Origin of the sequence: Mesorhizobium abyssinicae, from assembly GCF_049887195.1 — a bacterium.
Lineage (GTDB): Bacteria > Pseudomonadota > Alphaproteobacteria > Rhizobiales > Rhizobiaceae > Mesorhizobium > Mesorhizobium abyssinicae.
The window spans coordinates 1-26,310 of sequence record NZ_JARAKC010000007.1 but is presented as its reverse complement, the minus strand read 5'-3'; the positions used below and the strand labels follow the sequence as shown (position 1 = coordinate 26,310).

30 protein-coding genes are annotated in these 26,310 nt (G+C 64.6%); 21 read left to right on the top strand and 9 right to left on the bottom strand.

The window, feature by feature from the left end; all coding sequences use genetic code 11:
- Window positions 1–12: 12 nt before the first annotated feature.
- From efp to PU724_RS16855, 4 genes are all read right to left on the bottom strand, one after another.
- Window positions 13–579 (bottom strand): elongation factor P, encoded by a 567-nt coding sequence (efp, locus tag PU724_RS16870; RefSeq protein WP_127286858.1) that lies wholly within the window; start codon window positions 577–579, stop codon window positions 13–15.
- A gap of 139 nt (window positions 580–718) precedes the next feature.
- On the bottom strand, window positions 719–1,768 hold the full coding sequence (locus PU724_RS16865) for a tetratricopeptide repeat protein (protein WP_320255293.1): 1,050 nt from the start codon (window positions 1,766–1,768) through the stop codon (window positions 719–721).
- Window positions 1,769–1,814: 46 nt separating this feature from the next.
- Window positions 1,815–2,462 carry a thiamine phosphate synthase gene (locus PU724_RS16860; RefSeq protein WP_128274233.1) on the bottom strand — a complete coding sequence of 216 codons (648 nt, stop codon included), beginning with the start codon at window positions 2,460–2,462 and terminating at the stop codon, window positions 1,815–1,817.
- A 144-nt stretch (window positions 2,463–2,606) separates the two neighbouring features.
- Complete coding sequence (locus PU724_RS16855) at window positions 2,607–3,506, bottom strand: DMT family transporter (protein ID WP_127310883.1); 900 nt, start codon at window positions 3,504–3,506, stop codon at window positions 2,607–2,609.
- Window positions 3,507–3,637: 131 nt separating this feature from the next.
- Here PU724_RS16855 and PU724_RS16850 point away from each other — a divergent pair, with 131 nt between their 5' ends.
- Complete coding sequence (locus tag PU724_RS16850) at window positions 3,638–4,078, top strand: Lrp/AsnC family transcriptional regulator (protein ID WP_127283750.1); 441 nt, start codon at window positions 3,638–3,640, stop codon at window positions 4,076–4,078.
- A gap of 84 nt (window positions 4,079–4,162) precedes the next feature.
- Here the strand turns inward: PU724_RS16850 and PU724_RS16845 are convergent, their stop codons facing one another.
- Window positions 4,163–5,260, bottom strand: coding sequence for an adenylate/guanylate cyclase domain-containing protein (locus PU724_RS16845; protein ID WP_354423327.1), 1,098 nt, complete (start codon window positions 5,258–5,260; stop codon window positions 4,163–4,165).
- Window positions 5,261–5,421: 161 nt separating this feature from the next.
- Here PU724_RS16845 and PU724_RS16840 point away from each other — a divergent pair, with 161 nt between their 5' ends.
- Window positions 5,422–5,856 (top strand): SRPBCC family protein, encoded by a 435-nt coding sequence (locus PU724_RS16840; protein WP_127283751.1) that lies wholly within the window; start codon window positions 5,422–5,424, stop codon window positions 5,854–5,856.
- A gap of 40 nt (window positions 5,857–5,896) precedes the next feature.
- On the opposite strand, the gene PU724_RS16835 is transcribed toward PU724_RS16840, so the two are convergent.
- Window positions 5,897–6,355, bottom strand: a complete 459-nt coding sequence (locus tag PU724_RS16835) for a GNAT family N-acetyltransferase (protein ID WP_127394031.1) — start codon at window positions 6,353–6,355, stop codon at window positions 5,897–5,899.
- Window positions 6,356–6,530: 175 nt separating this feature from the next.
- Here PU724_RS16835 and PU724_RS16830 point away from each other — a divergent pair, with 175 nt between their 5' ends.
- The gene (locus tag PU724_RS16830; RefSeq protein WP_127310886.1) at window positions 6,531–7,301 is read left to right on the top strand and encodes a sulfite exporter TauE/SafE family protein; all 771 of its coding nucleotides are present in this window, start codon (window positions 6,531–6,533) and stop codon (window positions 7,299–7,301) included.
- Window positions 7,302–7,344: 43 nt separating this feature from the next.
- Here the strand turns inward: PU724_RS16830 and PU724_RS16825 are convergent, their stop codons facing one another.
- Window positions 7,345–7,896 carry a DUF2269 family protein gene (locus PU724_RS16825; protein WP_292171277.1) on the bottom strand — a complete coding sequence of 184 codons (552 nt, stop codon included), beginning with the start codon at window positions 7,894–7,896 and terminating at the stop codon, window positions 7,345–7,347.
- Between the two features lie 528 nt (window positions 7,897–8,424).
- Between PU724_RS16825 and rcdA the strand changes: the two genes are divergently transcribed.
- The 7 genes from rcdA to PU724_RS16790 all read left to right on the top strand — a co-directional run bounded on the left by rcdA (window position 8,425) and on the right by PU724_RS16790 (window position 13,270).
- Window positions 8,425–8,955, top strand: coding sequence for a protease adaptor protein RcdA (gene rcdA / locus PU724_RS16820; RefSeq protein ID WP_127393339.1), 531 nt, complete (start codon window positions 8,425–8,427; stop codon window positions 8,953–8,955).
- Window positions 8,956–9,277: 322 nt separating this feature from the next.
- A complete protein-coding gene (gene ruvC, locus PU724_RS16815) occupies window positions 9,278–9,790 on the top strand; it encodes a crossover junction endodeoxyribonuclease RuvC (protein ID WP_127283756.1) in 513 nt (170 codons plus the stop codon).
- A 61-nt stretch (window positions 9,791–9,851) separates the two neighbouring features.
- Window positions 9,852–10,103, top strand: a complete 252-nt coding sequence (locus tag PU724_RS16810) for an AbrB/MazE/SpoVT family DNA-binding domain-containing protein (protein ID WP_126097441.1) — start codon at window positions 9,852–9,854, stop codon at window positions 10,101–10,103.
- A 2-nt stretch (window positions 10,104–10,105) separates the two neighbouring features.
- Window positions 10,106–10,519 (top strand): type II toxin-antitoxin system VapC family toxin, encoded by a 414-nt coding sequence (locus PU724_RS16805; RefSeq protein ID WP_127283758.1) that lies wholly within the window; start codon window positions 10,106–10,108, stop codon window positions 10,517–10,519.
- Between the two features lie 14 nt (window positions 10,520–10,533).
- Window positions 10,534–11,154, top strand: coding sequence for a Holliday junction branch migration protein RuvA (gene ruvA / locus PU724_RS16800; protein ID WP_354423008.1), 621 nt, complete (start codon window positions 10,534–10,536; stop codon window positions 11,152–11,154).
- 43 nt (window positions 11,155–11,197) lie between these two features.
- Entirely contained in the window at window positions 11,198–12,235 is a 1,038-nt protein-coding gene (ruvB, locus tag PU724_RS16795; RefSeq protein ID WP_354423006.1) for a Holliday junction branch migration DNA helicase RuvB, read from the top strand.
- 132 nt (window positions 12,236–12,367) lie between these two features.
- On the top strand, window positions 12,368–13,270 hold the full coding sequence (locus PU724_RS16790; RefSeq protein WP_354423004.1) for a metallophosphoesterase: 903 nt from the start codon (window positions 12,368–12,370) through the stop codon (window positions 13,268–13,270).
- Between the two features lie 27 nt (window positions 13,271–13,297).
- Here the strand turns inward: PU724_RS16790 and PU724_RS16785 are convergent, their stop codons facing one another.
- Window positions 13,298–14,548, bottom strand: coding sequence for a glycoside hydrolase family 5 protein (locus PU724_RS16785; protein WP_127283762.1), 1,251 nt, complete (start codon window positions 14,546–14,548; stop codon window positions 13,298–13,300).
- Window positions 14,549–14,600: 52 nt separating this feature from the next.
- Here PU724_RS16785 and ybgC point away from each other — a divergent pair, with 52 nt between their 5' ends.
- From ybgC to ftsH, 10 genes are all read left to right on the top strand, one after another.
- Complete coding sequence (gene ybgC, locus PU724_RS16780; RefSeq protein WP_127283763.1) at window positions 14,601–15,074, top strand: tol-pal system-associated acyl-CoA thioesterase; 474 nt, start codon at window positions 14,601–14,603, stop codon at window positions 15,072–15,074.
- A 286-nt stretch (window positions 15,075–15,360) separates the two neighbouring features.
- Entirely contained in the window at window positions 15,361–16,071 is a 711-nt protein-coding gene (tolQ, locus tag PU724_RS16775) for a protein TolQ (protein ID WP_126057874.1), read from the top strand.
- A gap of 9 nt (window positions 16,072–16,080) precedes the next feature.
- A complete protein-coding gene (tolR, locus tag PU724_RS16770) occupies window positions 16,081–16,533 on the top strand; it encodes a protein TolR (protein ID WP_126057875.1) in 453 nt (150 codons plus the stop codon).
- Between the two features lie 7 nt (window positions 16,534–16,540).
- Window positions 16,541–17,698, top strand: coding sequence for a TonB family protein (locus tag PU724_RS16765; RefSeq protein WP_320255289.1), 1,158 nt, complete (start codon window positions 16,541–16,543; stop codon window positions 17,696–17,698).
- A gap of 39 nt (window positions 17,699–17,737) precedes the next feature.
- Window positions 17,738–19,042 carry a Tol-Pal system beta propeller repeat protein TolB gene (gene tolB, locus PU724_RS16760; protein WP_127283765.1) on the top strand — a complete coding sequence of 435 codons (1,305 nt, stop codon included), beginning with the start codon at window positions 17,738–17,740 and terminating at the stop codon, window positions 19,040–19,042.
- A gap of 89 nt (window positions 19,043–19,131) precedes the next feature.
- Entirely contained in the window at window positions 19,132–19,575 is a 444-nt protein-coding gene (locus PU724_RS16755) for a four helix bundle protein (RefSeq protein WP_354423000.1), read from the top strand.
- A 128-nt stretch (window positions 19,576–19,703) separates the two neighbouring features.
- The gene (pal, locus tag PU724_RS16750; protein ID WP_127283767.1) at window positions 19,704–20,210 is read left to right on the top strand and encodes a peptidoglycan-associated lipoprotein Pal; all 507 of its coding nucleotides are present in this window, start codon (window positions 19,704–19,706) and stop codon (window positions 20,208–20,210) included.
- Between the two features lie 279 nt (window positions 20,211–20,489).
- On the top strand, window positions 20,490–21,593 hold the full coding sequence (gene ybgF, locus PU724_RS16745) for a tol-pal system protein YbgF (protein WP_354422998.1): 1,104 nt from the start codon (window positions 20,490–20,492) through the stop codon (window positions 21,591–21,593).
- Window positions 21,594–21,648: 55 nt separating this feature from the next.
- Window positions 21,649–23,049: a tRNA lysidine(34) synthetase TilS gene (gene tilS / locus PU724_RS16740; protein WP_127393191.1), complete on the top strand. Its 1,401-nt coding sequence runs from the start codon at window positions 21,649–21,651 to the stop codon at window positions 23,047–23,049.
- 125 nt (window positions 23,050–23,174) lie between these two features.
- A complete protein-coding gene (gene ftsH / locus PU724_RS16735; RefSeq protein ID WP_127311644.1) occupies window positions 23,175–25,109 on the top strand; it encodes an ATP-dependent zinc metalloprotease FtsH in 1,935 nt (644 codons plus the stop codon).
- Between the two features lie 196 nt (window positions 25,110–25,305).
- Here ftsH and PU724_RS16730 read toward each other — a convergent pair whose 3' ends face one another.
- On the bottom strand, window positions 25,306–25,764 hold the full coding sequence (locus PU724_RS16730) for a hypothetical protein (RefSeq protein ID WP_354422995.1): 459 nt from the start codon (window positions 25,762–25,764) through the stop codon (window positions 25,306–25,308).
- A gap of 226 nt (window positions 25,765–25,990) precedes the next feature.
- Here PU724_RS16730 and PU724_RS16725 point away from each other — a divergent pair, with 226 nt between their 5' ends.
- The gene (locus PU724_RS16725) at window positions 25,991–26,131 is read left to right on the top strand and encodes a hypothetical protein (RefSeq protein ID WP_354422993.1); all 141 of its coding nucleotides are present in this window, start codon (window positions 25,991–25,993) and stop codon (window positions 26,129–26,131) included.
- Window positions 26,132–26,310 lie beyond the last annotated feature (179 nt).

Below are 26,310 nucleotides of genomic sequence, written 5' to 3'. Positions count from 1 at the left end.
CTGCTTGGCGCTTTAGTCTGCGCGGCGCACGTAAGTGATCTCGTTGGTGTCGACGATGATGCGCTCGCCGGCGCCGATGAACGGCGGCACCAGCACGCGGATACCGTTTTCCAGCACCGCCGGCTTGTAGGACGAGGCGGCCGTCTGGCCCTTCACCACCGGGTCGGCCTCGGTGATGGTCAGCGTCACCTGGTCGGGCAGCGAGATGCCGATCGGACGCTCCTCATAGAGCTGGACCGTGACCATCATGCCGTCCTGCAGGAAAGCGGCGCGGTCGCCGACGAAATCCTTGTTCAGTTCGAGCTGCTCATAGCTTTGGGTGTCCATGAACACCAGCGCGTCGTCCTGTTCGTAGAGGAAGGAAAAATCCTTGAGGTCGAGCCGGATCTGCTCGACGGTCTCGGCCGAGCGGAAGCGCTCGTTGAGCTTGGTGCCGTTGATCAGGTTCTTCAGCTCGACCTGGTTGTAGGCGCCGCCCTTGCCGGGCTTGACGGTGTTGGTCTTGACCGCGACCCAGAGGCCGCCATCGTGCTCGATGACATAGCCGGGACGGATTTCGTTGCCATTGATCTTGGCCATGATGATGTGATCCGGAATGAGATTTTCGCCACGAACGGCGATTTGGCGCTTCCAAGACCACAAATCGCCAGGAGAGGCAAGGGAGCGGGGCGACGCAGCCCGATCGGCGGCTGCCGCGTGCCCGCTGCCCGCCGGCGCGTCAGGGCAAGCGGTTCGCCTTCTGCAACGCCTGTTTGGTCTGGTCGTCGTCGAGCCCTTGCAGGAAATCGTCCATCTGAGGGTCGATCAGCCCGGCGCGGCGGGCGACGATATACCAGGCACCGGCAAGGATCAGGTCCGGATCGGTGCCGATGCCTTCCATGTAGAGCTTGGCGAGGCGGTTCTGGGCGGCGACATTGCCGCCCTCTGCCGCCTGTTTCATCCAGCCGAAGCCCGACTTCAGGTCGCGGCTGCCGCCGCGCCCCTCGATCATCCATGTGGCGAGGTCGATCTGCGCGGTGTCGTAATTCTGCCTGGCGGCCTGCGCCAAAAGGGTGCGCGCCTGGGAGTCGTCGCGCGGCTTGCCGCCGACGCCGTTGGCGTAGATCTGCGCCATCGCATATTGCGCGTCGGCCAGTCCCGTCGCGGCGGCGCGCTCGTAATAGGTGGCAGCCTTGGCGATGCCGGCGTCGCCGGGATCCTGCTGGACGAGCAGTTGCGCGAAATTGAACTGCGCCAGGCGATTGCCGGCCTCGGCGGCGGCCTGCATCAGCGCATATGCCGCCTTCTCGTCCTTCTTGACGTAGCGGCCGTCGAGCAGCATCAGCGCGTACTGGAATTGCGATTCCGGCACGCCCTGCTCGGCGGCGAGCGCGTACCATTTGGCGGCCTCCGCGGCGTTGAGCGGCACGCCGAGCCCGCGCGACAGGATCTCCGCCACCAGGGTCTGCGCGGCAGGATCGCCATTCTGGGCACGCGCCAGCGCGAGATTGTAGGCGGTCTTGTAGAGCCCGCGCTGGAAGGCGCCATAGGCGGGATCGGCCGGCTTCGCGCCGAACCGATCGGGGTTGATGCTGTCGGCCGAAGGCAACGGCGCCGTGGTGGCGGGCTGCGGCAAGGGCGTGGCGATAGGCTTGTCGACATGCACGCCGGTGGCCGGTGCGCCCGCGGCTGGCGCGTTTGCAGCCGGTGCGCTTGCATCTGGCACGCCGGCATCCGGCCGGGGCTGCGGCAGCGGAACGGTCTGCGCGGCGGCTGCCGCCTCGGTCATGAGGGCCGCGGCGAGAACCGCGAGGGGAAGCACGGACCGGCGCACCTCAGTCCTCGAAGCGCGGCGCGGTTTCGTCGAGCAGCGCGTTGGCGGCCGCGACCGCCGCCCTGGGATCGGACCCGTCGGCGAAGACGGCGCTGGACAGGGCCACGAATTCGGCGCCGGTGGCGGCCACCGCCTCGACCGACGCAAGGTCGGAGCCGGCCATGACGATGCACGGGATCTCGATCATCTCGGCCCACCATTGACCGAGCGACAGGTTGCGCGGATGCGGCTCCGGCTTGTTGTCGTAGCCGAAGCGGCCGAAGAACATATAGTCCGGCCGCGCCTCGCCGAGCTCCAGCGCGTCGTCGCGGGTCTTGGCGCCGCCGGCGCCGACCATCATCTTTCCCTGGAAATGTCCGATGGTCTCGGCGAGCTCCTGGCTGGAGACCTCGACATGGATGCCGTCGGCCTGAACGCGGCCGGCGATGCGGGTGTCGCCGGCAATGACGACCGCCACGCCCGCCGCTTGCGCCGCGGGCACGATCTTCTCGGCGAAGGCCTGGAAGGAAGCCTCGTCCATGCCGTTTTCCGGCAGGATGAGCGAGGCGACGTCGCCGCCGTCGAAGGCCGCGGCAATGCGCTCGGCCGGCGCGTCTTTCGGCGCGATCAGCACGATACGGCAGCGATTGGGCGGCGTGGCGTCGTTCATTGGTCTTCGATCCCGGTTTTTCGCCTATGCCGGGCGAAGATGGTTGCATTGCGGCATAGAGCAAAGCGCCCGGTTTGAACAGGCGGGCAAGCGGGATCGTTATCGTGAAGGCGAATGCGGGCCTGGGGCGCCGGTCGCGTTCCGTCACTCGGCCGGTTGCGGGCCCGGTGTCTTTCGCTTCCACGGCGTCCAGCCGAGGGTCATGCCGGCGGCGGCGATCAGGATGGCGGCGGCGCCAACGATCTGGGCGGGGTGCAGCCGATGGCCGAAGGCGCCGACATCGACGAGGATCGCCACCACCGGATAGACGAAGGAGAGCGCCCCCTGCAGATGCGTCGGCAGTTTCTGGATAGCGCCGTACATCAAAATGTACATCAGGCCGGTATGGACGACGCCAAGCGTGGCCAGCATCATCCAGCTCCAGGCGTCCGACGGCAGGTGGGAAAGGTTGGCGAAGGGCGCCAGCATGACGACGCCGACGCAAACCTGGATAAGCGCGATCAGATGCGGCGGCGTGCCCTTGAGCGCCTTGGTGACGATGGCCGCCACGGCCCAGAAGAAGGCCGCGCCCAGCGCCATCGCGATGCCGGTCGCATAGTCGGTGCCGACGTCGCCGGCATCGGGGCCGGTTTGGACGATCAGCAGCATGCCGGCGAAGGCGATGGCGAGCCAAGCCAGCTTGGTCAGGGTCAGCCGTTCGCCAAGGAAGAGCGCGCCGAAGCCGACCAGCATGAAGGGCTGGGTGTTGTAGACGGCGGTGGCGATCGAGATCGAGGCGCGCGGAAAGGCGCTGAACAGGAGCAGCCAGTTGATGACGATGGCGGCGCCGCCGAGCGCGGCAAGCGCGACGACGCGCGGCGTCAGCGTGCCGCGCAGCAGGCCAAGCGCCGCGCAGATGACAAGCAGCGTCGCCGCGCCGAAGGCGCAGCGCCAGAACACCACGTCGATGGCGGGCTGGCCCGAAAGCACGACGAACCAGCCGATCGTGCCGAGGATTGCCATTGCCGCGGTCATTTCGACCGTGCCGCGCAGCGTATTGCTCATGAAAGACCCCAATGATTTTCAGGCTTCATGATCACAAGAGGTCGAGGTCATTTCCATGCTGTGAAAAAGATGATATCGCCTATTCGCCTAATTAAAAAAGGCAGAAATGGCTTTCATCGTGGAATGTGAAAATGCTCGACGATCTTGACCGGCGCCTTCTCGACATCCTCGTCCGAGATTCCAGGACGTCGCTGAAGGATCTCGCGCAGCAGGTCGGCATGTCGTCGCCGAGCGTTTCGGAGCGGTTGCGGCGGCTCGAGGAGCGCGGCGTCATCCGCGCCTTCACCATCGATGTCGATCCGGAAGCGCTCGGCTACCCGCTGCAGGCGATCGTGCGCATCCGGCCCCTCCCGGGCAAGCTGCACATCGTGCAGAAGCTGATCGAGGAGACCCCTGAATTCGGCGAATGCGACAAGGTGACGGGCGACGACTGCTTCGTCGCGCGGCTGTTCGTGCGCTCGATCGGCGAGCTCGACCGGCTTCTCGACCGGATCGCCGACAAGGCGGAAACCAGCACCGCGATCATCAAGGCGCAGCCGATCCGGCGGCGCCCGCCGCCGCTCGGCATCTAAGCCACCCAGGAAAAGTGGAAAAACAGTTCCGTTCGGAATTGCGTAAAAACAATTCGATGTTTGCGTGAAAGGGGACTGTTGAGGTCACCCGTCCGGCAGGCCGAAGACGGCACACGGTCTAGCGATTCCGCGCAATAGATGTTCGCCCAGCGGGACCACGGGCGTTGATGTTTCCGCCGCGACAGCGCCCGAAATCAGCACGCTCCGTCCTAGCGGCCGGCACAGGCCCTCGAGCCTGCTGACGAGATTCACGGCCGGGCCGATGGCGGTGAAATCCAGCCGGTCGGCTGTGCCGATATTGCCCCACACCATGTCGCCCAGATGCAGCGCCATGCCGAACTGCAGTTCGGGCATGCCCTGTGTGGCGCGGACCTGATTGAGCTGCGCCATTCCCGCCCGCGCCGCTCCGATCGCGCGCAACGCCGCCTCGCAAGCCTCCGAAGCCGAGCGCTCGCCGACAGGAAAGATCGCCAGCACCCCGTCGCCGATGAATTTCAGCACCTCGCCGCCAAAAGCGTGAACGGCGCCGGCGATGCGGTCGAAGCTGGCGTTGAGCGCCGCCACGACCTGTCCGGCGTCCGTCTCCTCCGACAGGGCGGTAAAGTCGCGCAAATCGCTGTAGAGCAGGACGGCGCGGATCGTCTCGCCAACCTCGCGCCGAGAACGGCCGGCCAACACCTGCGCCGCGCTTCGCTGCCCGAGATAGGCCTGAAGCAGGGCCGACAGCGCCGACCTGGCGGCGAGAGCGGCAAGTGGCGCAGCGGCGAAGCGCGCCACCTCGTCCAGTGTATTCGATTCCTGCTCCGCGAGAGGGCGGACCGCGACCCAATTCAGTTTTGGAGTCTCGGATTGCGCATCCTGACGTCCGGGCCCAACCGTGTAATCGTGCACGACACCGGTACCCAGTCCCGCCAGCCAATCGCGTCCGAGATCGCCCTCCCCGGCTCCAGGCATCATGCCGGCGCCAAAACCCAGCGCCTCCATGACGAGGCCTGTCTCGGCCCGCCACAGCCAGGCGCGGCGCGTTATGATCGGATGCGGTGCGGCGAGCGTCAGGGCTCCGCCGGCGAGCGGCAGCCCATCGTCAACCAGCCGCGCGCCGAGTGTGGCCAGAAAGTCATCCGGTTGGACGGCGACGCCGGCGTGGTCGACCAACCAGGCGAGAGTTGCAGAAAGCCACATCGACACGATCATGCTTCGGCGTTCCGCCGCTGTCACCAGCGCGAAATGCCCAAGGCGTTTTTTGTTGAAAGGAAGGCCGATCTGGCGTCGAATCGAATGCGCTGGTCCGGCGCCGCCTGTCGGGCGAGCCATGTTGGCGCGCGCGCACCCAGGAGATTTCGATGGCTGAACCCTTGATCGTTCGTCGTGAGGTGCAGATCGCGGCGCCGCCGGCGACGGTCTTCGCCTTCCTGGCCGATCCCGACAAGATCGTGCGCTGGATGGGAACGGAGGCCATGGCAGAGCCCCACCCCGGCGGTCTTTACTTGCTGAATTTGGCAGGAAGGGCCACGGCACGCGGCCAATTCACCGAGGTCGTACCTGTCCACCGCCTGGCCTACAGCTTCGGCTGGGAGGGCAACGACCAGACGCCGCCCGGTTCGAGCCTCGTTGAAATCGACCTGGTCGAAGAGTCCGGCGGAACGCGGGTCAAACTCACCCATAGCGGCCTTGCCGACCGAGAGATTTGCGACAGCCACGAGAAGGGCTGGACGCATTATCTGAGCCGGCTCGCAATCGCCGCCGCCGGTGGCGACCCGGGACCGGACAAGATGTAGGGCTGCGGCCGCGATTGCCGACAGCCAACGACACCAACCGCTAGAGATCCAGCTTGTAGCCGATGTGGCTGGCCTTGAAGCCGAGCCGCTCGTAGAAGCGGTGCGCGTCCGCCCGGCTCTTGTTGGTCGTCAGCTGGACGACCCTGCAGCCGCGCTTGCGGCATTCCTCGACCGCCCATTCCAGCAGGCGCTGTCCAAGCCGTTCGCCGCGCCGGTCGGCGGCGACGCGGACAGCCTCGATCTGGCCGCGCCTGGCGCCTTGCAGCGACAGTCCGGCAAGGAAGGAGATCTGCAGCGTGGCGATGACGCGGCCACCGTCCGTCATGACAGCGAGGAACTGGTTGGGATCGGCATCGATGGCGGCGAAAGCGTCGCGATAGGGCTTGGCCAGCGGTTGGCTGGCATCCTCACGGCCGCGGCCCAGCGGATCGTCGGCGAGCATGGCGACGATCGCCGGCAGATCGGCTTCCTGCGCGCGGCGGATCCGGATTTCGCTCATGTCAAACCTCGTGCATGGGCCGTGACCTTATGCATGGGCGGCGCGTTGCCGCAAATCCGGAAAGCCGTGTTACGGACAGTTGATCGCGCAGGCTGCCGCCAGGGCACATTGGCTATCGCGGCGCCAGGCATTCTGGTCTATTGCAGGGCTCCCACCCTCCAGCCGTTCTCATCCCATGACAGGCCTGCTCAGCGATCCGTGGTTCTATGCCGCCGCCATTCCGGCGGTCATTCTCGTCGGCCTGTCGAAAGGCGGCTTCGGCGGCGCCGTCGGCTTCGTCGGCGTGCCGCTGATGGCGCTGGCCATGCCGCCGGTGCAGGCGGCCGCCATCCTGCTGCCGATCTTGTGCCTGATGGACATCGTCTCGGTGTGGACATGGTGGGGCGTCTATGACCGCAAGATGCTGGTCGACATGATGCCGGGCGCGGTGATCGGCATCGGCCTCGGCTGGCTGACGGCGGCGCTGGTCACCGAAGAGATGGTGCGGCTGATCGTCGGCGCGGTCGCGCTGATCTTCGTGCTGCGCTGGCTCTATTTGCAGTTCCGCCACGGCGCCGACCATGCGGCGGCGCCCAACCGGGTGGCCGCCGCCTTCTGGGGCACCGTCGCCGGCTTCACCAGCTTCGTCGCCCATGTCGGCGGCCCGCCGTTCCAGGTCTATGCGCTGCCGATCCGGCTCGATCCGAAGGTGCTGTCGGGCACATCGGCGATCTTCTTCGCCGCCACCAACGCGCTGAAGCTGGTCCCCTATTTCGCGCTCGGCCAATTCGACACCACCAACCTGACGGCGTCGGCGGTGCTGATGCCGTTGGCGCCGCTGGCGACCATCGCCGGCGCCTGGCTGGTGCGGCGCATGCGGCCGGAGGTCTTCTATCCCTTCACCTACGCGACCGTCGCCATCGTCGCGGTCAAGCTGTTGTGGGACGGGATCGCCGGCCTGCTGTAGGAGGCAAGGGGCGGCCACGCGGCCGTCCCTCGCCGTCATGCTTTCAGGCGGCGCTCGGCACCAAGCGGCGGCTGCCGCCGAAGGCCAGCGTGGCGCCCGCCGCAACCACCAACGCCATGCCGGCGAGGATGGCGATGTCGTGCACGGTCGGCTTGAGCACCATGTCGGCGATGATCACCAGCATCACCGAATAGTCGAAGCGGGCGGCGCTCATGATGCGCTGGCCCACGGCTAGGACGGCCGGCGTAACGCCATCCTTGGCGATCATGTCGGCCATGCGGTCGGCGCTCGGCTTGAACACGAGCATGCCGATCGAGAAGGTCGTGGCGTAGCCGGCGAGGCCGATCAGTATCCAAAGGTCGGAAAAACCAACCCAGAAAGCGCACATGATGAGGCCGAACAGCAGCGTCAGCATCGACATCGGCGCGAAGTAGCGGTTGCCCAACTGCCCGGTGGCGCGCATCGCCTGCAGCTTGCCCTCGACGTTGCCGGCGCGCTCGGCAAGCAGGCCAAGCAGGAACAGCGCGAAGCCGCCGCCGACCCACAGAGTGGCCGAGACGACGTGGAGAAATTTGACGATTGAATACCAGTCCATAGTTTTGCCCCCCGAGGTTCTGGCAATTGCGATGGAGCTGATTTGCTCCACCCTGTTCAGAGGAGCGGGCGTTTAGCGCGGCGCGTGTTTCGGAACGATGTCGCGGCGGCGGCCGGCGTGTTTCGTGGTGCCGGGAACGCCGGGTTTTCGCACCGCGCGCAGTTGAGGACGTTTGTGCTGTTACGGCACAGAAGCCGGGCGGCCGGTAAAAAAATCTCGCCGTCGTTAAGGCTTCATTAAGCTTTACGGGCGTTTACTATGCGCATCCAGTGATCTGGATTCTTACCGAGTGGTTGGAGCCACTTTGTTTGACGCCTCCCTGTTAAACTCCTGAGAGCCGCCTTATCCGCGGCTCTTTTTTTGCCCGCAAAGCGGCGCGGTTCGGTCAGGCGTTCGGCGTTAACCGTTTGTTAAACATGTGCTTGCCTTCACCTGCGCCGAAGCGCATTTTCAAGCTCAGTCGTTTAAGGGTGCAGGGCGTTACGGCAAGAGTGCCGATTCGGCTTGCGGCAGTGCAGGGGCGTATCGATGAACGAGCCTTCCAAGGGAAGCGCGAAAACCATCAAATTGGCGGAGCGCCGGGTTTTCTCCCAATCCTTCAAGCCGCTCTACCAGGAGGGCATGGGCCTCGTCGAACAGGCCGCCGAATATCTCGACGGCAAGGGCCGGGCCGAAGCCAAGAAACTGTCACGTACGGCGGCGACGCTCTACGCGGCCGAATCGATGCGGCTGACCACCAGGCTGATGCAAGTCGCTTCCTGGCTGCTTCTGCAGCGCGCGGCGAATTCCGGCGAAATGACCCGCGACCAGGTCGCCTCGGAAAAGTCCAAGGTGCGTCTCGACACCGCTTCCGCGCATGACGAGGCGCTCGGCTGGAGCGAACTGCCGAAGGATTTTCTCGACCTCGTCACCCGCTCGCTGCGCCTGCAGGCGCTGGTGCGGCGCATGGACGAGGAAATCTACGGCAACGCGCTGGTCGACACGCCAGCCGTAGCCCGCCGCGTCAATCCGGTCTCCGACCAGATCAGCCTGCTCAACACCGCCTTTGCCCGCGGCTGATACGGCAGCTTGATAATTCGCTCTGATGACTATCTAGCGGCAGTTTTCTGCGCTTTCCTACAGCGCCGCGCGTCCTTTCGGACGCGCAAAGGACGCTGTAGCATTTCTTGATCTTGCGCATGATCCTTTCCGAAAATCGGCTCGATCTCCGGGGTCAAACGCGTAGCTCACGTACTTGACTACGCTCCGCTCCGGTTCTCGAAAACGACGTTATCATGCCTCTTCAGACCGAATTTTGAAGCTGCCTGGGTCCCCGTATAGGTCGTTTCTGGTTTGTTCACATTTTGCTGGCATCGCCCTGCTTCGGAGGTAGACTTCGCGCATGGGGGAAACGATTCGCATCATCGGCATCGATCCGGGGCTGAGGCGCACCGGCTGGGGCATCGTCGAGAGCCTCGGCAATTCGTTGCGCTTCGTCGGCTCCGGCACGGTGCGCTCCGACGACAAGGCGGCGCTGGCGACCAGGCTCTGCCAGCTGCATGACGGGCTGGCCGAGGTGCTGCATCAGGCCATGCCGCACGAGGCCGCGGTCGAGCAGACCTTCGTCAACAAGGATGCGACGGCGACGCTGAAGCTCGGCCAGGCGCGCGGCATCGCCATGCTGGTGCCGGCGCGCGCCGGGCTTGTGGTCGCCGAATATGCGCCCAACGCCGTCAAGAAGGCGGTGATCGGTGTCGGCCACGGCGACAAGAAGCAGATCCATATGATGGTCAAGGTGCTGATGCCGAAGGCGGTGTTCGAGACCGATGACGCGGCGGATGCGCTGGCGATCGCCATCTGCCATGCGCATCACCGGCAAAGCGCCGCCTATCGGATGGCCGCGCTGGCCGGGTAGTTTGTTCTTGACTTGTTCTCGCAGTTGGAATATTTCTTACCGGTAAGAACCGGAGACTCCAATGCGTGTGACCAGCAAGGGCCAGGTGACCATTCCGCGCGACCTGCGCGAGACTTTCGGCATTGATGCGAATAGCGAAGTCATCTTCGGCATTGAAGGCGGCAAGATCACCATCACACCCCGACATGACAAGGGACGGCAGGCAGATCGTGAAAGACTCGATCGGTTTCTCGCCGCGCTTGACCGGCTGGAGGGTAGCGGCGACCAGACGATGAACGCCGACGACGTCATGGCCTTGACGCGGGATCGCTGATCTTGGCGACGCTTGTCGACACCAATGTTCTTATCGATGTCGCCGTTCGCGATCCTCTCTGGTTGAAATGGTCGCGGCCGAAAATAGAAACTGCACGCAGGCGAGGCAGCCTGGTCATCAATCAGATCATCTACGCTGAGTTTTCGATCCGCTACGACACGATCGATGATGTCGATAATGTGTTGCCCGAGGATGAGTACCGACGTGAGGGATTGCCGTTCGAAGCTGCCTTCGCGGCGTCGAGAGCATTCTCGATCTATCGTCGGCAAGGGGGACCGCGAGAGAAGGTCATGCCCGATTTTTTGATCGGGGCGCATGCCGCCATCCGGGGTTATCCCATTCTTACTCGCGATCCGGCAGGCTTCAGGAAATACTTTCCGGATGTCGAGCTGATCGCTCCTGACACCCACCCCTAAGAAAGTTCCCGGACATGATCGGCAAGCTGAAGGGGACGCTGGACGAGATCGACGAGGATTTCTGCGTCGTCGACGTGCATGGCGTCGGTTACGTCGCCCATTGCTCGGCGCGCACGCTGGCCTCGCTGCCGGCGCCCGGCGAGGCGGTGGTGCTGTTCATCGAGACCTATGTGCGCGAGGACATGATCCGGCTCTACGGCTTCCAGTCGGCGCTGGAGCGGGAATGGTTTCGGCTCTTGATGAACAACGTGCAGGGCGTCGGCGCCAAGGTGGCGCTGGCCATCCTCTCGACGCTGGCGCCGGCCGACCTCGCCAATGCGATCGCGTTGCGCGACATCGCCATGGTGTCGCGCGCGCCGGGCGTCGGCAAGAAGGTGGCCGAGCGCATCGTCACCGAGTTGAAGGCCAAGGCGCCGGCATATGCGGGCGCCGCCTCCGGCACGATCGGGCTGAAGCAGGAACTCGGCGAGGGCGTGGCGCCGGCGCCGATCACCGACGCCGTCTCGGCGCTGGTCAATCTGGGCTATTCGCGCGACATCGCCGCCAACGCGGTGTCGGCGGCGCTGAAGTCGGCCGGCGAGGGCGCCGACGCCTCGAAATTGATCCGCTTCGGGCTGAAGGAACTGGCGCGGTGAGGCGACGCTTGTTCTGGTCCCTGCCGTATGCAAGGAAAGCGGCATGAACCTTTCGCCCCGCCTCATTGCCCCCGACAAGCGCGGCGAGGATGCCGACCAGACCTTGCGGCCGCAAACGCTTGACGAGTTCGTTGGCCAGGCGGCGGTTCGGGCCAATCTCAAGGTCTTCGTCGATGCCGCCAAGGGACGAGGCGAGGCGCTCGACCATGTGCTGTTCGTCGGCCCGCCCGGCCTCGGCAAGACGACGCTGGCGCAGATCATGGCGCGCGAGCTCGGCGTCAATTTCCGCTCGACGTCCGGGCCGGTCATCGCCAAGGCCGGCGATTTGGCCGCGCTGCTCACCAATCTCGAAGACCGCGACGTGCTGTTCATCGACGAGATCCACCGCCTCAATCCGGCGGTGGAGGAAATCCTCTATCCGGCGATGGAGGATTTCCAGCTCGACCTGATCATCGGCGAGGGGCCGGCGGCGCGCTCGGTCAAGATCGATCTCGCCCGCTTCACGCTGGTTGCCGCCACCACGCGGCTTGGGCTGTTGACCAATCCGCTGCGCGACCGTTTCGGCATTCCGGTGCGGCTCAATTTCTACACGGTCGAGGAGCTGGAGCAGATCGTGCGCCGCGGCGCCCGCATCCTGTCGATGCCGCTCGGCGACGACGGCGCGCTGGAGATCGCCAGGCGGGCGCGCGGCACGCCACGCATCGCCGGCCGGCTGCTGCGTCGCGTGCGCGACTTCGCGTCGGTCGCCGGCGATGGCCATGTCGACCGCCGGATCGCCGACGAGGCGCTGACCAGGCTTGAGGTCGACGGGCTCGGCCTCGACGCGCTCGACCGGCGCTATCTGTCGATGATCGCCCGCAATTTCGGCGGCGGGCCGGTCGGCATCGAGACCATCGCGGCGGGGCTGTCGGAGCCGCGCGACGCCATCGAGGACATCATCGAGCCTTATCTGATCCAGCAGGGCTTCATCCAGCGCACGCCGCGCGGCCGTGTGCTGACGGCCAATGCCTGGCGCCATCTCGGCCTCGAGGCGCCAAAGGATCTGGCGCAGCAGCAGATCAGCCTGTTCCAGGAGGAGTAACGGAGATTTGTTCCCTAAGTTGTTTGGGGAACGGCTCGTCTGCGCAAAATCTGCTCGCCGCGGCCAAGCTGAAGGCACAATTGCCGCCTCTAGCTTGATGCAATCGCCATACCAAGGGGCCGGGGCGGAGCAATGATCACCAGACGTGGCTTCCTGCGCCTCATCGGCGGCTCGTTCCTGTCGATGGTGTCGCTCGGCGCCTATGCGGTCGGCATCGAGCCGATGATGTTGACGCATGTGAAGCGCTATTCCCTGACGCCGCCGCACTGGCCGGCGGGCCTCAAGCTACGCGTCGTGGCTCTGGCCGACGTCCATGCCTGCCGCCCGTGGATGACGCCAGAGCGGATCGCCTCGCTTGCCGCCGAGGCAAACGCGTTGCAGCCGGATCTCATCGTGCTGCTCGGCGACTATGTCGCCGGCATGCGTCTGGTGACCGACCAGGTGCCTGCCTCCGAATGGGCCTCCGCCCTGTCCGGCTTGAAAGCGCCGCTCGGCGTCAAGGCGATTCTCGGCAACCACGACTGGTGGCACGATCCCGTCGCGCAAAGGGCCGGGGCCGGACCGACGGTGGCGCGCAAGGCGCTGGAGCGGGTCGGCATCCCGGTGTTGGAGAACGATGTCGTACGCCTGGAAAAAGACGGGCACGGCTTCTGGCTCGCCGGACTTGCGGATCAACTGGCACTGCGCCCCGGCCGGGCCTGGGGGCGGACCGATTTCAAGGGACTGGACGACCTTGACGGCACGCTGGCCAAGGTGAGCGACAACGCTCCCATCATCCTGCTCGCGCATGAACCCGACATCTTCCCGCAAGTGCCGTGGCGGGTTTCGCTGACCCTCTCCGGCCACACCCATGGCGGGCAGGTCAGGCTATTGGGCTATTCGCCGGTCGTGCCTTCGGCCTATGGCAATCGCTTCGCCTATGGCCATGTCGTCGAGAACGACCGCAACCTGATCGTCTCCGGCGGGCTCGGCTTCAGCATCATGCCGGTGCGCTTCGGCATGCGGCCGGAGATCCTGCAGATCGATCTCGGCTAAGGCGCGCTGCTGCTCAACCGGCCCTCGTCATGGCAGCGAGCGGATCGCATCCATCACGGCGGGTTCCGCCTTGTCGCCATTGAAGGCATCGACGATGCCGAAGGCGCCGCCATAGCCCCATACCGACCAGGAGAAGCCGTGCGCCTCGGCGCGCGCGATCATCTGCCTGACATAGGCGGCGCGGTATTCGGCGGGCATCACATAGCCGTTGCCATATTCCTGGCGGATCATGCCGAACTCGCCGAGCGTGATGTTTTCCGGTCTTATCCCGTTGGCCTTCGCCCATGCTTCGACGGTCTTGAACGGCGCGTCCATGATGGCGAGCAGCTTGTCGTCCGTATCCATGCTGGCGACCTGCTCGTCGAGATAGGCAAGCATGCCGCTTCGCCGCGTCCATGGCGCCTCGGCCCTGATGCGGGCGCGGATCGTGTCCAGCGCCACGTCGAGCTGCGCGCGCGGCACGGCCGTCAGCGGAAAGGGCAGGCCGGTGACATAGCGGATGAAGTCGCCGGCCCAGGTCGCGCCCTGATGGGTGAGCAGGAACGGATCGTAGGAATGAAAGGTCCAGATGATGTTGTCGTCGGCGATCAGCTTCGGGTCGATCCTGGCCAGTGACGCGGCGTTGGAATAGCACGCGCCGGTGAGGATCAGCGTCAGCCTGGTGGCCGAGGAGCGCGCCGCCGCGAACAGTTTCTTCTGGCGCTCCGGCCACAGATTTGTGCCGTCGCCGTCGCAGTCGACGATCGGCTCGTTCATCGGCTCGAAAGCGACCTGGCCCGGATCCTCGTTTGACAGCGTGCGCGCCATCTTGCGCACCATATCGACATAGGCGTCGAAGGTCCCGGGGTCGTCCATCACCTGCCCCATGCCGATCTTGCGGTTGCCGCCGGCCGGGATCAGATGCATGTCGACGATCACCTTCAGCCCGGCGCGGTTGATCATGCGCGCCGAGTCCAGCACGCTGGCGTAGAGGTCGTCGCGCAGCGCAAGCGTCTCGTCGGACAGGAAGGGGGAGGGGTCGACCGGCATGCGCAGGAAGTCGAAGCCGGCATCCTTCAGCGCCTTGAGGTCATCCTCCTTGAGGAACTTTCGCCATTCCGGGTAGGGCAGGATGGCGGTCGGGTCGTTCCATTTCTCCTCGCCGGCCCAGGTCGTCCACTGGTCGAGGTTGAGGCCGCGTTTCATCGAGAACATCGCGGCATGGGCCGGCAATGCCAAAGCCCCAAGCACCAGCAGTGCCGCCATCAAGGTCTTGATCATCGCGCCCAACAGTGCCATCCGGTTCCAGCGCCGCAACACCTGCCTGCTCGGGCCAGAAAAGGAAAGCGCGATGGACGATCATGGTGAATCGGCGGCGCTCGGCGCCGGGCTTTCCGGCGCGCTGACGGAATTCGGCCATCGGCTGATGGCGCGGGTCTACTATGCCGATACCGATTTCTCCGGCGTCGTCTATCACGCCCGCTATCTCGAATTCTTCGAGCGCGGCCGCTCCGATTATCTGAGGCTCGCCGGCGTCCACCACACCGAGCTTGCCGACGGCAAGCATGGCGAACGCATCGTCTGGGTGGTCAGGCGCATGGAGATCGACTTCAAAAGCCCCGCCCGCATGGACGACATCCTGACCATCGAGACGCGCACCGAGAATATTTCCGGCGCCCGCATCTACATGGCGCAGCAGCTCAAGCGCGGCGACGAAGTGCTGGTCGAGGCCAAGGTCGAAGCGGCGATCATCGGCGAGAATGGCCGCCCAAGGCGTTTTCCGCGCGAATGGATCGCGGCTTTCATGCCAAGAGCAAACGGCTGATATCTCTGGTCAGGGCGATCTGGCGGTCACCATCCGCGCCATGAGGGGGCGCGGCAATGCGCCGCGCTTCATATCATAACCCATCCTTAACCATAACGGTTCATGAAGAGATTGGTGAAGATTGGCGGAATCCGAACGCCTTCCTTTCACCAATATTTGCCCCGAAAAGGCCGCGAAACGGTGCATTCGGGGTGATCCCGCAAGCTTCAAGCTCGCGCGAACGGACCACAAGGGATGCCCATGGGCCCAGCCGCCAGCGACGCCCGGAAAATCTAAGGACGTAACCATGGAAAACATCGCACTCGCCGAACCGGGCGCGCATTTATCGATTTGGGCGCTGTTCATGCAGGCCAGCTGGGTCGTCAAGCTGGTCATGATCGGACTGCTCTGCGCCTCGATCTGGACCTGGGCGATCATCGTCGACAAGCTCGTCGCCTATGGCCGCATGCGGCTTGCCCTCAACCGCTTCGAGCAGGTGTTCTGGTCGGGACAGTCGCTGGAAGAGCTCTATCGCACGCTCGCCGACCGCAAGACCACCGGCATGGGCGCGATCTTCGTCGCCGCCATGCGCGAATGGAAGAAGAGCTTCGAGAAGGGCGCCAAGTCGCCGCTTGGCCTGCAGACCCGCATCGACAAGGCGATGGACCTGGCGCTGACGCGCGAGATGGAGCGGCTGGAGGGACGGCTCGGCTTCCTCGCCACCACCGGTTCGGCCGCGCCCTTCATCGGCCTGTTCGGCACCGTCATCGGTATCATGACCTCGTTCCAGGCCATCGCCGCTTCGAAGAATACCAGCCTGTCGGTGGTCGCACCCGGCATCGCCGAGGCGCTGCTCGCCACCGCCATCGGCCTGCTCGCGGCCATCCCGGCCGTCATCGCCTACAACAAGCTGTCATCCGACGCGAACAAGATCGCCGTGCGCATGGAAGGGTTCTCCGACGAGTTCTCCGCCATACTCTCGCGGCAAATCGATGAAAAAGTCGCGCAGAAGGCCTGAGGTACGATCATGGGTATGTCCGTAGGCATGGCGGGACGCGGCGGGCGCGGCCACAGGCGGCGCGGCCGCCATCACGGTCTGATGTCGGAAATCAACGTCACGCCGATGGTCGACGTGATGCTGGTGCTGCTGATCATCTTCATGGTCGCGGCGCCGCTCTTGACGGTCGGCGTGCCGATCGACCTGCCGGATACGCAGGCCAAGGCGATGAACGTCGACACCCAGCCGATCACCGTCTCGATCAACGCTTCCGGCCAGATCTATCTGCAGGAAACCGAGATCCCGATCGAGGAGCTGGTGGCCAAGCTGCAGGCGATCTCCAAGACCGGTTATGACGAGCGCATCTTCATCCGTGGCGACAAGCTGACGGACTACGGCACCGCCATGAAGGTGATGGCCCGCATTTCGGCGGCCGGATACAAGAACATCGGTCTGGTTTCGCTGCAGGAACAGGATCAGTAGAAGCAAGATGAGGACGGGACTCACCACATCGGTGATCTTGCACACGGTAGCGTTGGCCTTCGGGCTGTTCACGCTGTCGTCGCCGCCTGCCATGCCCGCGTCCGATGTCGAGTCGGTAGCGGTCGACATCGTGCCGATGGAGGCCATCGCGCAGACGCTGCAAGGCGACAAGAAGGCGGTGATGCATGACAAGCCGGCACCGACGCCGACCAAGCGCCCGGACATTGTTCCCGATGCGCAGAAGGTCGGTGAAAACAGCGTCGACACCGACAAGCCGATCACGGACGAGGCCAAGCCGAAGCCGGTCGACCTGACGTCGGCGCCACCGCCGGCGCCAACGCCGACCGAGAAGCCGAAGCCCGAAGACGCACCGAAGCCGAAGGAAGCGCCGAAGCCGACGCCGGCGACGGAAGTGGCGCCGGTGCCGCAGCCAAAGGAAGAGGTCAAGCCCGAGCCGGTCAAGCAGGTGGAACCGAAGCCGACGCCGGCCAAGGAGCCGACACCAGCGCCGCAGCCGGACAAGACCGCGGCCATCCAGCCGAAGGAAGAGGTCAAGCCGGACGCCGTCGCCGAGGCGATTGCCCAGGAACCGCCGACCGAGGAGGCCAAGCTCCCGGACTCAGCGCCCGCGCCCGAGGCACGGCCGAAGCCCCAGCCGGCCCAGGCCGAGAGCGCCAAGGCGCCGGACCGCAAGGACGCCGACAAGCCGGTCAAGGAAGCGTCGTCGAAGCCGAAGTCGGAAGACAAGCAGTTCAACGCCGACGAGATAACGGCGCTGCTCGACAAGCAGAAGCCTTCCGGTGGCGGCGCCAAGCGCTCGACACAGCAGGCCTCGCTGGGCGGCGAAAAGGATCAGGGCCAGAAACTCTCCAGGTCGGAACAAGGCGCGTTGGAAGATCAGCTCGGCCATTGCTGGACCCTTCCGGTCGGCCTCGAAGGTTCCGAGGATTTCACCGTGGTCGTTCGCTTCAACCTGAACGCCTCCGGTAAGTTGGAAGGCCGCCCGACTATCGAAAAGTCCAGCGGCAACCCCCAGTTCGACGCCAGTGCGGTTCGCGCCGTGCAGAAATGTGATGTCGCCGGGCTGCAGGTGCCCGCCGGTAAGCAGGACATATGGTCCGATGTCCGCGTCAACTTTGATCCGAGAGCGATGCTTGGCCTGTAGCCTGAGCACCCAAAAAATCAGCAAGAGAAGCGAGAAGACATGAAAGCCATCCTCAAGCCGCTCCTGATGGTCGCCGCAATGGCGATGGGCATGATTTCTGTCGCCACCTTGCCTGCTCGAGCAACTCTCGAGCTCAACGTCAACAGAGGCAATGTCGAGCCGATGCCGATCGCCATCCCCGACTTTCAGGGAGAGCTTGGCGCGCAGATTTCGGAGATCGTAACCGCCGATCTGAAACGGTCAGGACTGTTCGCGCCGATCGACAAGGCCGCTTTTGTCGAAAAGATCACCAACCCGGATGCGGCGCCGCGCTACGAGGACTGGAAGGTCATCAACGCGCAGGCGCTGGTGACCGGCAGCGTGAGCAAGGAGGCGGACGGCCGCATCCGCGCCCAGTACCGGCTGTGGGATATTTTTGGCAACACGCAGTTGGCCGGCGAGCAGTTTTTCGCCAACGACGCCAATCAGCGCCGTGTCGCTCATATCATCGCCGATGCGATCTATGAGAAGATTACCGGCGAAAAGGGCTATTTCGACACGCGCGTCGTCTTCATCGACGAATCCGGCGCCAAGAACGCGCGCAAGAAGCGGCTCGCCATCATGGACCAGGACGGCGCCAACGTGCGCTATCTCTCCGACGGCCGCTCGATCGTGCTGACGCCGCGCTTCTCGCCGAACCGGCAGGAAATCACCTACATGTCCTATGAGAGCGGCCAGCCGAAGGTCTATCTCCTGCAGATCGAGACCGGGCAGCGCGAACTGGTCGGCAACTTCCCCGGCATGACGTTTGCGCCGCGCTTCTCGCCCGACGGCCAGAAGGTGATCATGAGCCTGCTGCGCGACGACGGCAATTCCAACATCTTCGCCATGGACCTGAGGAGCCGCTCGACCACAAGGCTGACCAATTCCACCGCCATCGATACCTCGCCGTCCTATTCGCCCGACGGCAGCCAGGTGGTGTTCACTTCCGACCGTGGCGGCCGCGCGCAGATCTATGTGATGGGCGCCGACGGCTCCGGCCAGACCCGCATCTCCTTCGGCGATGGCGTCTATTCGACGCCGGTGTGGTCGCCGCGCGGCGACCTCATCGCCTTCACCAAGCAGACCGGCGGCGAGTTCCAGATCGGCGTCATGAAGACCGACGGCTCGGGCGAGCGCATTCTGTCGTCCGGCTTCCAGCAGGAGGGGCCGACCTGGGCGCCCAACGGCCGCGTGCTGATGTTCTTCCGCGACTCGGCCGGCGGCCCGAAGCTGGTTTCGGTCGACCTCACCGGCCGCAACGAGCAGTCGATCCCGACCTCGAACTTCGCTTCCGACCCGGCCTGGTCGCCGCTGCTGGAGTGAGGGGGAGGGAATGGGGAATTGGAGAATTGGGCAATTGAAGAACTGAAGAAATGGAGAAGCGGGGAAGCTACGTTGGACGTGCAAGGGACTTGGAGGTCTATAAGCGGGCGTACGCAGTTTCTCTTGAAATTCACAAAGCCACGTTGGCGTTTCCGAAGATCGAGCAATACGCGCTAGCCGATCAGTCGCGTCGCTCGAGCAAGGCCATCTGCGCCAACTTGGCTGAGGGCTTTGCCAAGCAACCTCATTCCAAAGCGGAATTCGCTCGCTTCATTTCAATGGCTATGGGGTCGTGCAGCGAAGTCGAGACATGGATCTCCTACGCGTTCGACCTTGAGTACATCTCTAAGACACAGCTCGACGAGTGGCTACGGTCCTACAATCAGATCTACGGAATGCTGGTGAATCTCAGAGGGTCGCTGAAGTGCCCTCTTTTCTCCAGTTCTTCAATTCTCCAGTTCCCCATTTCCCTCTTTTTTCATGTTTTGGCCGCATTTCCGCCTACGGTCCGCGCGCATTGTCGCCCTTGGTAATGCGTGGGCGTTACGGCCGCGGACGGCGGCCTAAAACCAAATATTAACCGTGTTTCTTGAATGCCGGTTAACCCAAACGTGGTTACTGGGTGATCAACGAAATCACTCGAATGCGAAGGAGAGGCGGCATGGGCCGTATCGCAGCACTTACCAGAAACCCGGCCATGATCGCGCTGGTGGCGGCACTCGCCATCACCGGTTGCGCCTCGAAGAAGACCCCGAACAGCGCGGCCGATCTCGGCCTCAACGGCGCCGGCGCCGCCACGCCGGGTTCCGCGCAGGACTTCACCGTCAATATCGGCGACCGCATTTTCTTCGATACCGACTCCTCGTCGATCCGCGCCGACGCGCAGACGACTCTTGGCCGCCAGGCGCAGTGGCTGAACCAGTACAAGCAGTATGCCATCGTCATCGAAGGCCATGCCGACGAGCGCGGCACGCGTGAGTACAATCTGGCGCTCGGCGCTCGCCGCGCCGCCGCCACCCGCGACTTCCTGGTCTCCAAGGGCGTTTCGGCCCAGCGCCTGAAGACGATCTCCTACGGCAAGGAGCGCCCGGTCGCCGTCTGCGACGACATCTCCTGCTGGTCGCAGAACCGCCGCGCCGTCACCACGCTCTCCGGCGCCGGCTCCTGACGCATGACCCCGAAAATCGGATTCGATTTTCGGAAAGGATCATGCGTCAATCCAAAAGTGCCACAGCGTCCTTTGCGCGTCTGACGACGCGCGGCGCTGTGGGCGGCAAAAATACAACAGCAATATGCGAAAGGCGGCCATTTGGCCGCCTTTTTCATATCCAGCGCCCTGAAACAAAATTTGGCCGAAGTCTCGCGCCCTGCTATGAGCCGAGGGCGCTTGGTCCCACTCGGAATCGGAAGGGCGCAACGGGCTATCAATTTCACGGCGAGAGACATAATGCACTTCAGAACGGTCCTCAGCGGCACGCTTGCGCTGCTGCTCCTATCCAGCATCGCCGCCCCGGCAGCCGGCACCGGGCAGCCTGCCGATAGTGGGTTTTCCTTCCACCTGCCGACGCTTGGCATCTTTGGCGAGAAGAAGAAGCCGGAGCAGCAGCAGGTCGCGCAGCAGGATGGCGCCAGCGCCACCGGCCTGGAAGACCAGCTCAGGCAGATGAACGGCAAGATCGAGGAACTCAATTTCCAGATCCTGCAGATGCAGGAGCAGATCCGCAAGCAGCAGGAAGACAACGAATTCCGCTTCCAGCAGCTCGAGGGCGGCACGCAAGGCGGGCAGCAGCCGGCCAGCCAGAAGAAGTCGGACGCCACACCGGCTCCCAACAGCGATGGCAATTCCGAAAGCGGCACCGACAACAGCGTCGCCGAGGCTCCGGCGACGCAAGCGCCGGCCGATGCCGGCAATCAATCCGACGGCGGCCAGAGCGTCGGCGAGGTCATCGTCGAGTCGCAGACCGGCGACCCCGGCAAGGTGATCACCGGCGCGCCGCCGAAGACGTTCGGCACCATCACCGTCGACAAGAACGGCAATGTGGTCAACGCCGATGGAAACACCCAGGCCAGCGCCCCTGCCGAGACCGCACCGGCGGCCCCCGCGCCGGCAACCGACGCCAAGGCTGGCAAGTCCGGCGGCACGGTGGTCGCGGCACTGCCTTCCACCAACGATCCGGACGAGCTTTACCGCAACTCCTACCAGTTCATCCTGTCGGGCGACTATGGCACGGCCGAGCAAGGTTTCCGCGATCACATCAGCCGCTTCCCGAAGGATACAAAGGCGGCGGACGCTCATTACTGGCTGGGTGAGTCGCTGCTCGGGCAGCAGAAATATCGCGACGCGGCCGAGGTCTTCCTCGCCGCCAGCAAGGACTACCCGAAGGCCAAGAAGGCGCCCGACATGCTCCTGAAGCTCGGTGTGTCGCTGGTCGGGCTGAAGCAGAACGACGTGGCGTGCGCCACTTTCGGCGAGATCGGCAAGCGCTACCCCGATATCTCCAGCGCGCTCAAGGAGCGGGTCAAGCAGGAACGGGCGCTCGCGGCGTGCTAGCTCCTTTGCATGTCGTCGTCCCAAAGCCGGGACCTGTTTCGGACGACATGCGGTGATGCTCGACGCCGAGCCTGACCTTTCGGAACGGCTTTTTTCTGATATCGATTTTTCTGACGGCGCCGTTGTAGCCGTGTCCGGCGGCAGCGACTCTACCGCCCTTCTCATCCTCCTCAAGACCCATCTCGACCGCGTCGCGCCTGCGACCAGGCTGCTGGCGGTGACAATCGACCACGATCTGCGGCAAGGCTCGGCGGCGGAAGCGCGCGAAGTGGCCAGGCTTTGCGCCGAGCGCGGCATCGCGCACCGCACCCTCGTCTGGTCGGGCAAGAAGCCGTCGTCCGGCCTGCCCGCCGCTGCGCGCGAGGCGCGCTACCGGCTGCTGGCCGAGGCGGCGCAAGCGGAAGGCATTGGCCTCATCCTCACCGGCCACACCGCCGACGACCAGGCCGAAACGGTGCTCATGCGGCAAGCGCGTGAACAAGGGGGCCGTGAAGAGGCGCGACGTGAAAAGGAGATCGACGACGAGGGCGGGCGCGGCGTTGCCGGAATGGCGCCGGCTACGCTCCACGACTGGCAACGCTGGATCGTCAGGCCGCTGCTTGGCACGCGGCGCGCGGCGCTGCGCGAAGTGCTGCGCCGCCGCAACATCGCCTGGGCCGAGGACCCGACCAATCTCGATCGGCATTTCGAGCGGCCGCGCGTCAGGGCCACACTTGCCGGCGACGACGGCGCGCGGCGGTTCGCGGAGGCGATGGCGTCGGCCGGGCAGGCCGCCGCCAGCCGTGAAGAGCTTGGCCGGCGCGCCGCCCTGCTGATCCGCGATCTTGCCAGCATGGCGGCCCAGGGCCTCGTTCGCCTCGATCCGGCCTTCGCCGCGCTCGGCGACGTTGCGAGTGCTGTCTATGCCTTGCGCATTCTGCTCGCGACGATCGGCGGCGTTTCCTTCCTGCCGGACGCGGCCCGCAGCCAGGCGCTGTTCGATCGACTTCGGGCCGGATCGCTTTGCGCCACATTGTCGCGGACGGTGCTCGATGCACGGCGTTCCGGCATCTTCCTGCGCCGGGAGTCGCGCGGTTTGCCAGAGCTGGCGCCGGCCGCCAGCGAGGGCCTCTGGGATGGTCGGCGGCGGATCACATTGGCCGACAGGGAAAGCCGATTGTTGATCGCGCCGCTGGGCACGGCGGCCGCGGCAAAGCGGACCGTCGCCGAGGACGGCACGCCGCCGAGCCTTGCACGTGCAGCCCTTGCCGCCGAGCCCGCGCTGTGGCTCGGGGCGGAATGCCTCGGCTTTCCAGGCGAGGCTGGGGTGCCGCCGCAGGTCGGGATCGCTCCCGTCGTGGCGCCGTTCGCGCGCTTCCTGCCGTCCTTCGATCTTGCGCCCGCCGCCGCCGTGGCCCGGCTGATCGGCGCGCCGCCGCTCCCGGCCTTGCCTTTCCACGGCCACAGTGCCGGCTGATGGTTGGGCGAAAGCTTAACCCACACGTGCTGTTATGCTTGGCAAGGGGAGGCGCTCTCCCTATGTTAGGCCCAAGCTTCCTCTGATCATGCGTGTCCGTCCGCGGACGCCCAACGGGACAATAGATGAATCCGAATTATCGCAACCTCGCGCTCTGGGCGATCATAGCGGTCCTGCTCATCGCCCTGTTCAACCTGTTCCAGACGCCGCAGACGCGCGGCGCCTCGAGCGAGGTCGCCTATTCGCAGTTCCTGCAGGATGTCGCGGCTGGACGGGTCAAGACGGTGACCATCGCCGGTGCCCGCATTTCCGGCACCTACACCGACAGTTCGACCGGCTTCCAGACCTATTCGCCTGGCGATCCGTCGCTGGTGTCGCGGTTGCAGGACAAGAACGTCACCATCAACGCCCGGCCTGAATCCGACGGTTCCAACTCGCTGTTCGGCTACCTGATCTCGTGGCTGCCGATGATCCTGATCCTCGGCGTCTGGATATTCTTCATGCGCCAGATGCAGTCCGGCTCCGGACGCGCCATGGGCTTCGGCAAGTCGAAGGCCAAGCTTCTGACCGAGGCGCATGGCCGCGTCACCTTCCAGGACGTCGCCGGCGTCGACGAGGCCAAGGAAGACCTGGAAGAGATCGTCGAGTTCCTGCGCGACCCGCAGAAGTTCCAGCGCCTCGGCGGCAAGATCCCGCGCGGCGTTCTGCTCGTCGGCCCTCCCGGCACTGGCAAGACGCTGCTTGCCCGCTCGGTCGCCGGCGAGGCCAACGTGCCGTTCTTCACCATCTCCGGCTCGGACTTCGTCGAAATGTTCGTCGGCGTCGGCGCATCCCGCGTCCGCGACATGTTCGACCAGGCCAAGAAGAACGCGCCCTGCATCATCTTCATCGACGAAATCGACGCTGTCGGCCGGCATCGCGGCGCAGGGCTGGGCGGCGGCAATGACGAGCGCGAGCAGACGCTGAACCAGTTGCTGGTCGAGATGGACGGCTTCGAGTCCAACGAAAGCATCATCCTGATCGCCGCCACCAACCGGCCCGACGTGCTCGACCCGGCGCTGCTGAGGCCCGGCCGCTTCGACCGCCAGGTGGTAGTGCCGAACCCCGACATCGTCGGCCGCGAGAAGATCCTCAAGGTGCATGTGCGCAACGTGCCGCTGGCGCCCAATGTCGACCTCAAGGTCATCGCGCGCGGCACGCCCGGCTTCTCCGGCGCCGACCTGATGAACCTCGTCAACGAATCCGCGCTGATGGCGGCGCGGCGCAACAAGCGCCTCGTCACCATGGCCGAGTTCGAGGACGCCAAGGACAAGATCATGATGGGCGCGGAGCGCCGCTCGTCGGCGATGACCCAGGCCGAGAAGGAGCTGACCGCCTATCACGAGGCCGGCCATGCCATCCTGGCGCTCAACGTGCCGACAGCCGACCCGCTGCACAAGGCGACGATCATCCCGCGCGGCCGCGCGCTGGGCATGGTCATGCAGCTGCCGGAAGGCGATCGCTATTCGATGAGCTACAAGTACATGGTCTCGCGCCTCGCCATCATGATGGGCGGCCGTGTCGCCGAGGAGTTCAAGTTCGGCAAGGAGAACATCACCTCCGGCGCCTCCTCCGACATCGAGCAGGCGACCAAACTGGCGCGCGCCATGGTCACGCGCTGGGGCTTCTCCGACAAGCTCGGCCATGTCGCCTATGGCGACAACCAGGAAGAGGTCTTCCTCGGCCATTCAGTGGCGCGCACGCAGAACATCTCGGAAGAGACGGCGCAGATCATCGACGCCGAGGTGCGCCGGCTGATCGACGACGCCTATTCGACGGCCAAGGCCATCCTGACCAAGAAGAAGAAGGAATGGATCGCACTGGCGCAAGGGCTGCTCGAATACGAGACGCTGACCGGCGAAGAGATCAAGCAGTTGATCGCCGGTCACAAGCCGGCCCGCGACCTCGGAGACGACACGCCGCCCAGCCGCGGCTCGGCCGTGCCGAAGGCCGGCACCGGCGGCCGCCGCAAGAAGGGCCCGGAACCCGAAGGCGGCATGGAGCCCCAGCCGCAGGGCTAGTCGAGATCAGAGCGCTTCACCGTTTCAGGGAACGCAGAAGCGCTCTATTCTTTGGTTTGAGCTACCCGACGGCTTCCCGCGACGCGTTGTAGATCAGGAGACGCGCCGAATGTACGTTGTAGCGTCATCCTCGGGACAGGCCCGAGGATGACGGCTTGGCGGCTGTGGGAATCGCTTTATCCGCCGTATCCGATTTTTATGATTCAGCTTTCAGCCGCGCATTGCATAGGCTGTAATAGCCGCCGCCCTTCTGGATCCAACGAAGGCCGTTCAACGTACCTGCCTCCTTGTTGCCGTGGTACCCCTGCAGGCAGGTCTTCATCCGCGCCTTCGCGGGCTTTTCGGTCTTGAACTCGGCGGACAGCGTGGTCGGGAATGTCACGCCCGCCGGCGCTACGGTGGGCGCGACCGCCGCGCTGGTTTCCTTTTTCGGCTGCGGCTCGGTTATGACCGTATCCGTGCTGACACTCTCCGCAACGGGCATCGCACATTTCTCCTTGCGGAAAGCGGCCCAGTCCATGCCGTTCAGAGTGCCGCCTTCCTTGGCTGCGCGATAGGTCTCTCCGCATTCCTTCATCGTCAGTGCGCTTGCAGGGGCGACGCCCCCCGCAACCAATGCCGTCACAGCCAATACGGCCAATTTCAAACTAGACATAAGACCCTCCGGGTTGCTAACGAGATCGATGTCTTTTTGTATACTGTTTGTTCTGCATATGTTCAATCAGAATTTTTGCGAGCTACTACAAAGCCTGGCGGTGGAAGCGTGGGCGAGTTGACGATGCCGATCGCTCCCGCAGATGCGAGCAAGGCCGGCACCGGCGGCCGCCGCAAGAAGGGCCGGAGCCGGAAGGCGGCATGAAGCCCAAGCTGCAGGGGTGAAGATGAGCGAATACCTACCGAAAGCGCCGCGGCTGGTCGGTGGCGTTTTTGCTTTTGACCCGCTCTCTTTTCATAAGTCGGCGCTGCCCCTCATCGCCCTGCCGGGCATTTCTCCCCGTATAGTGACGGGGAGAAAGGGCTGACCGCAGCCTCGGCGCCTTTCTAGCAACATTCGAAATTGGCGAAATCATCGAAGAGAGCGCCCCTCTCCCCGTCACTATACGGGGAGAGCGACTGTCTTGGCTGTCAAGCTGTTTGCCATGGTTTTTGGTCGCGGATGATGGCGTTGAGAATGGTCAGCAGCTTTCGCATGACGGCCACG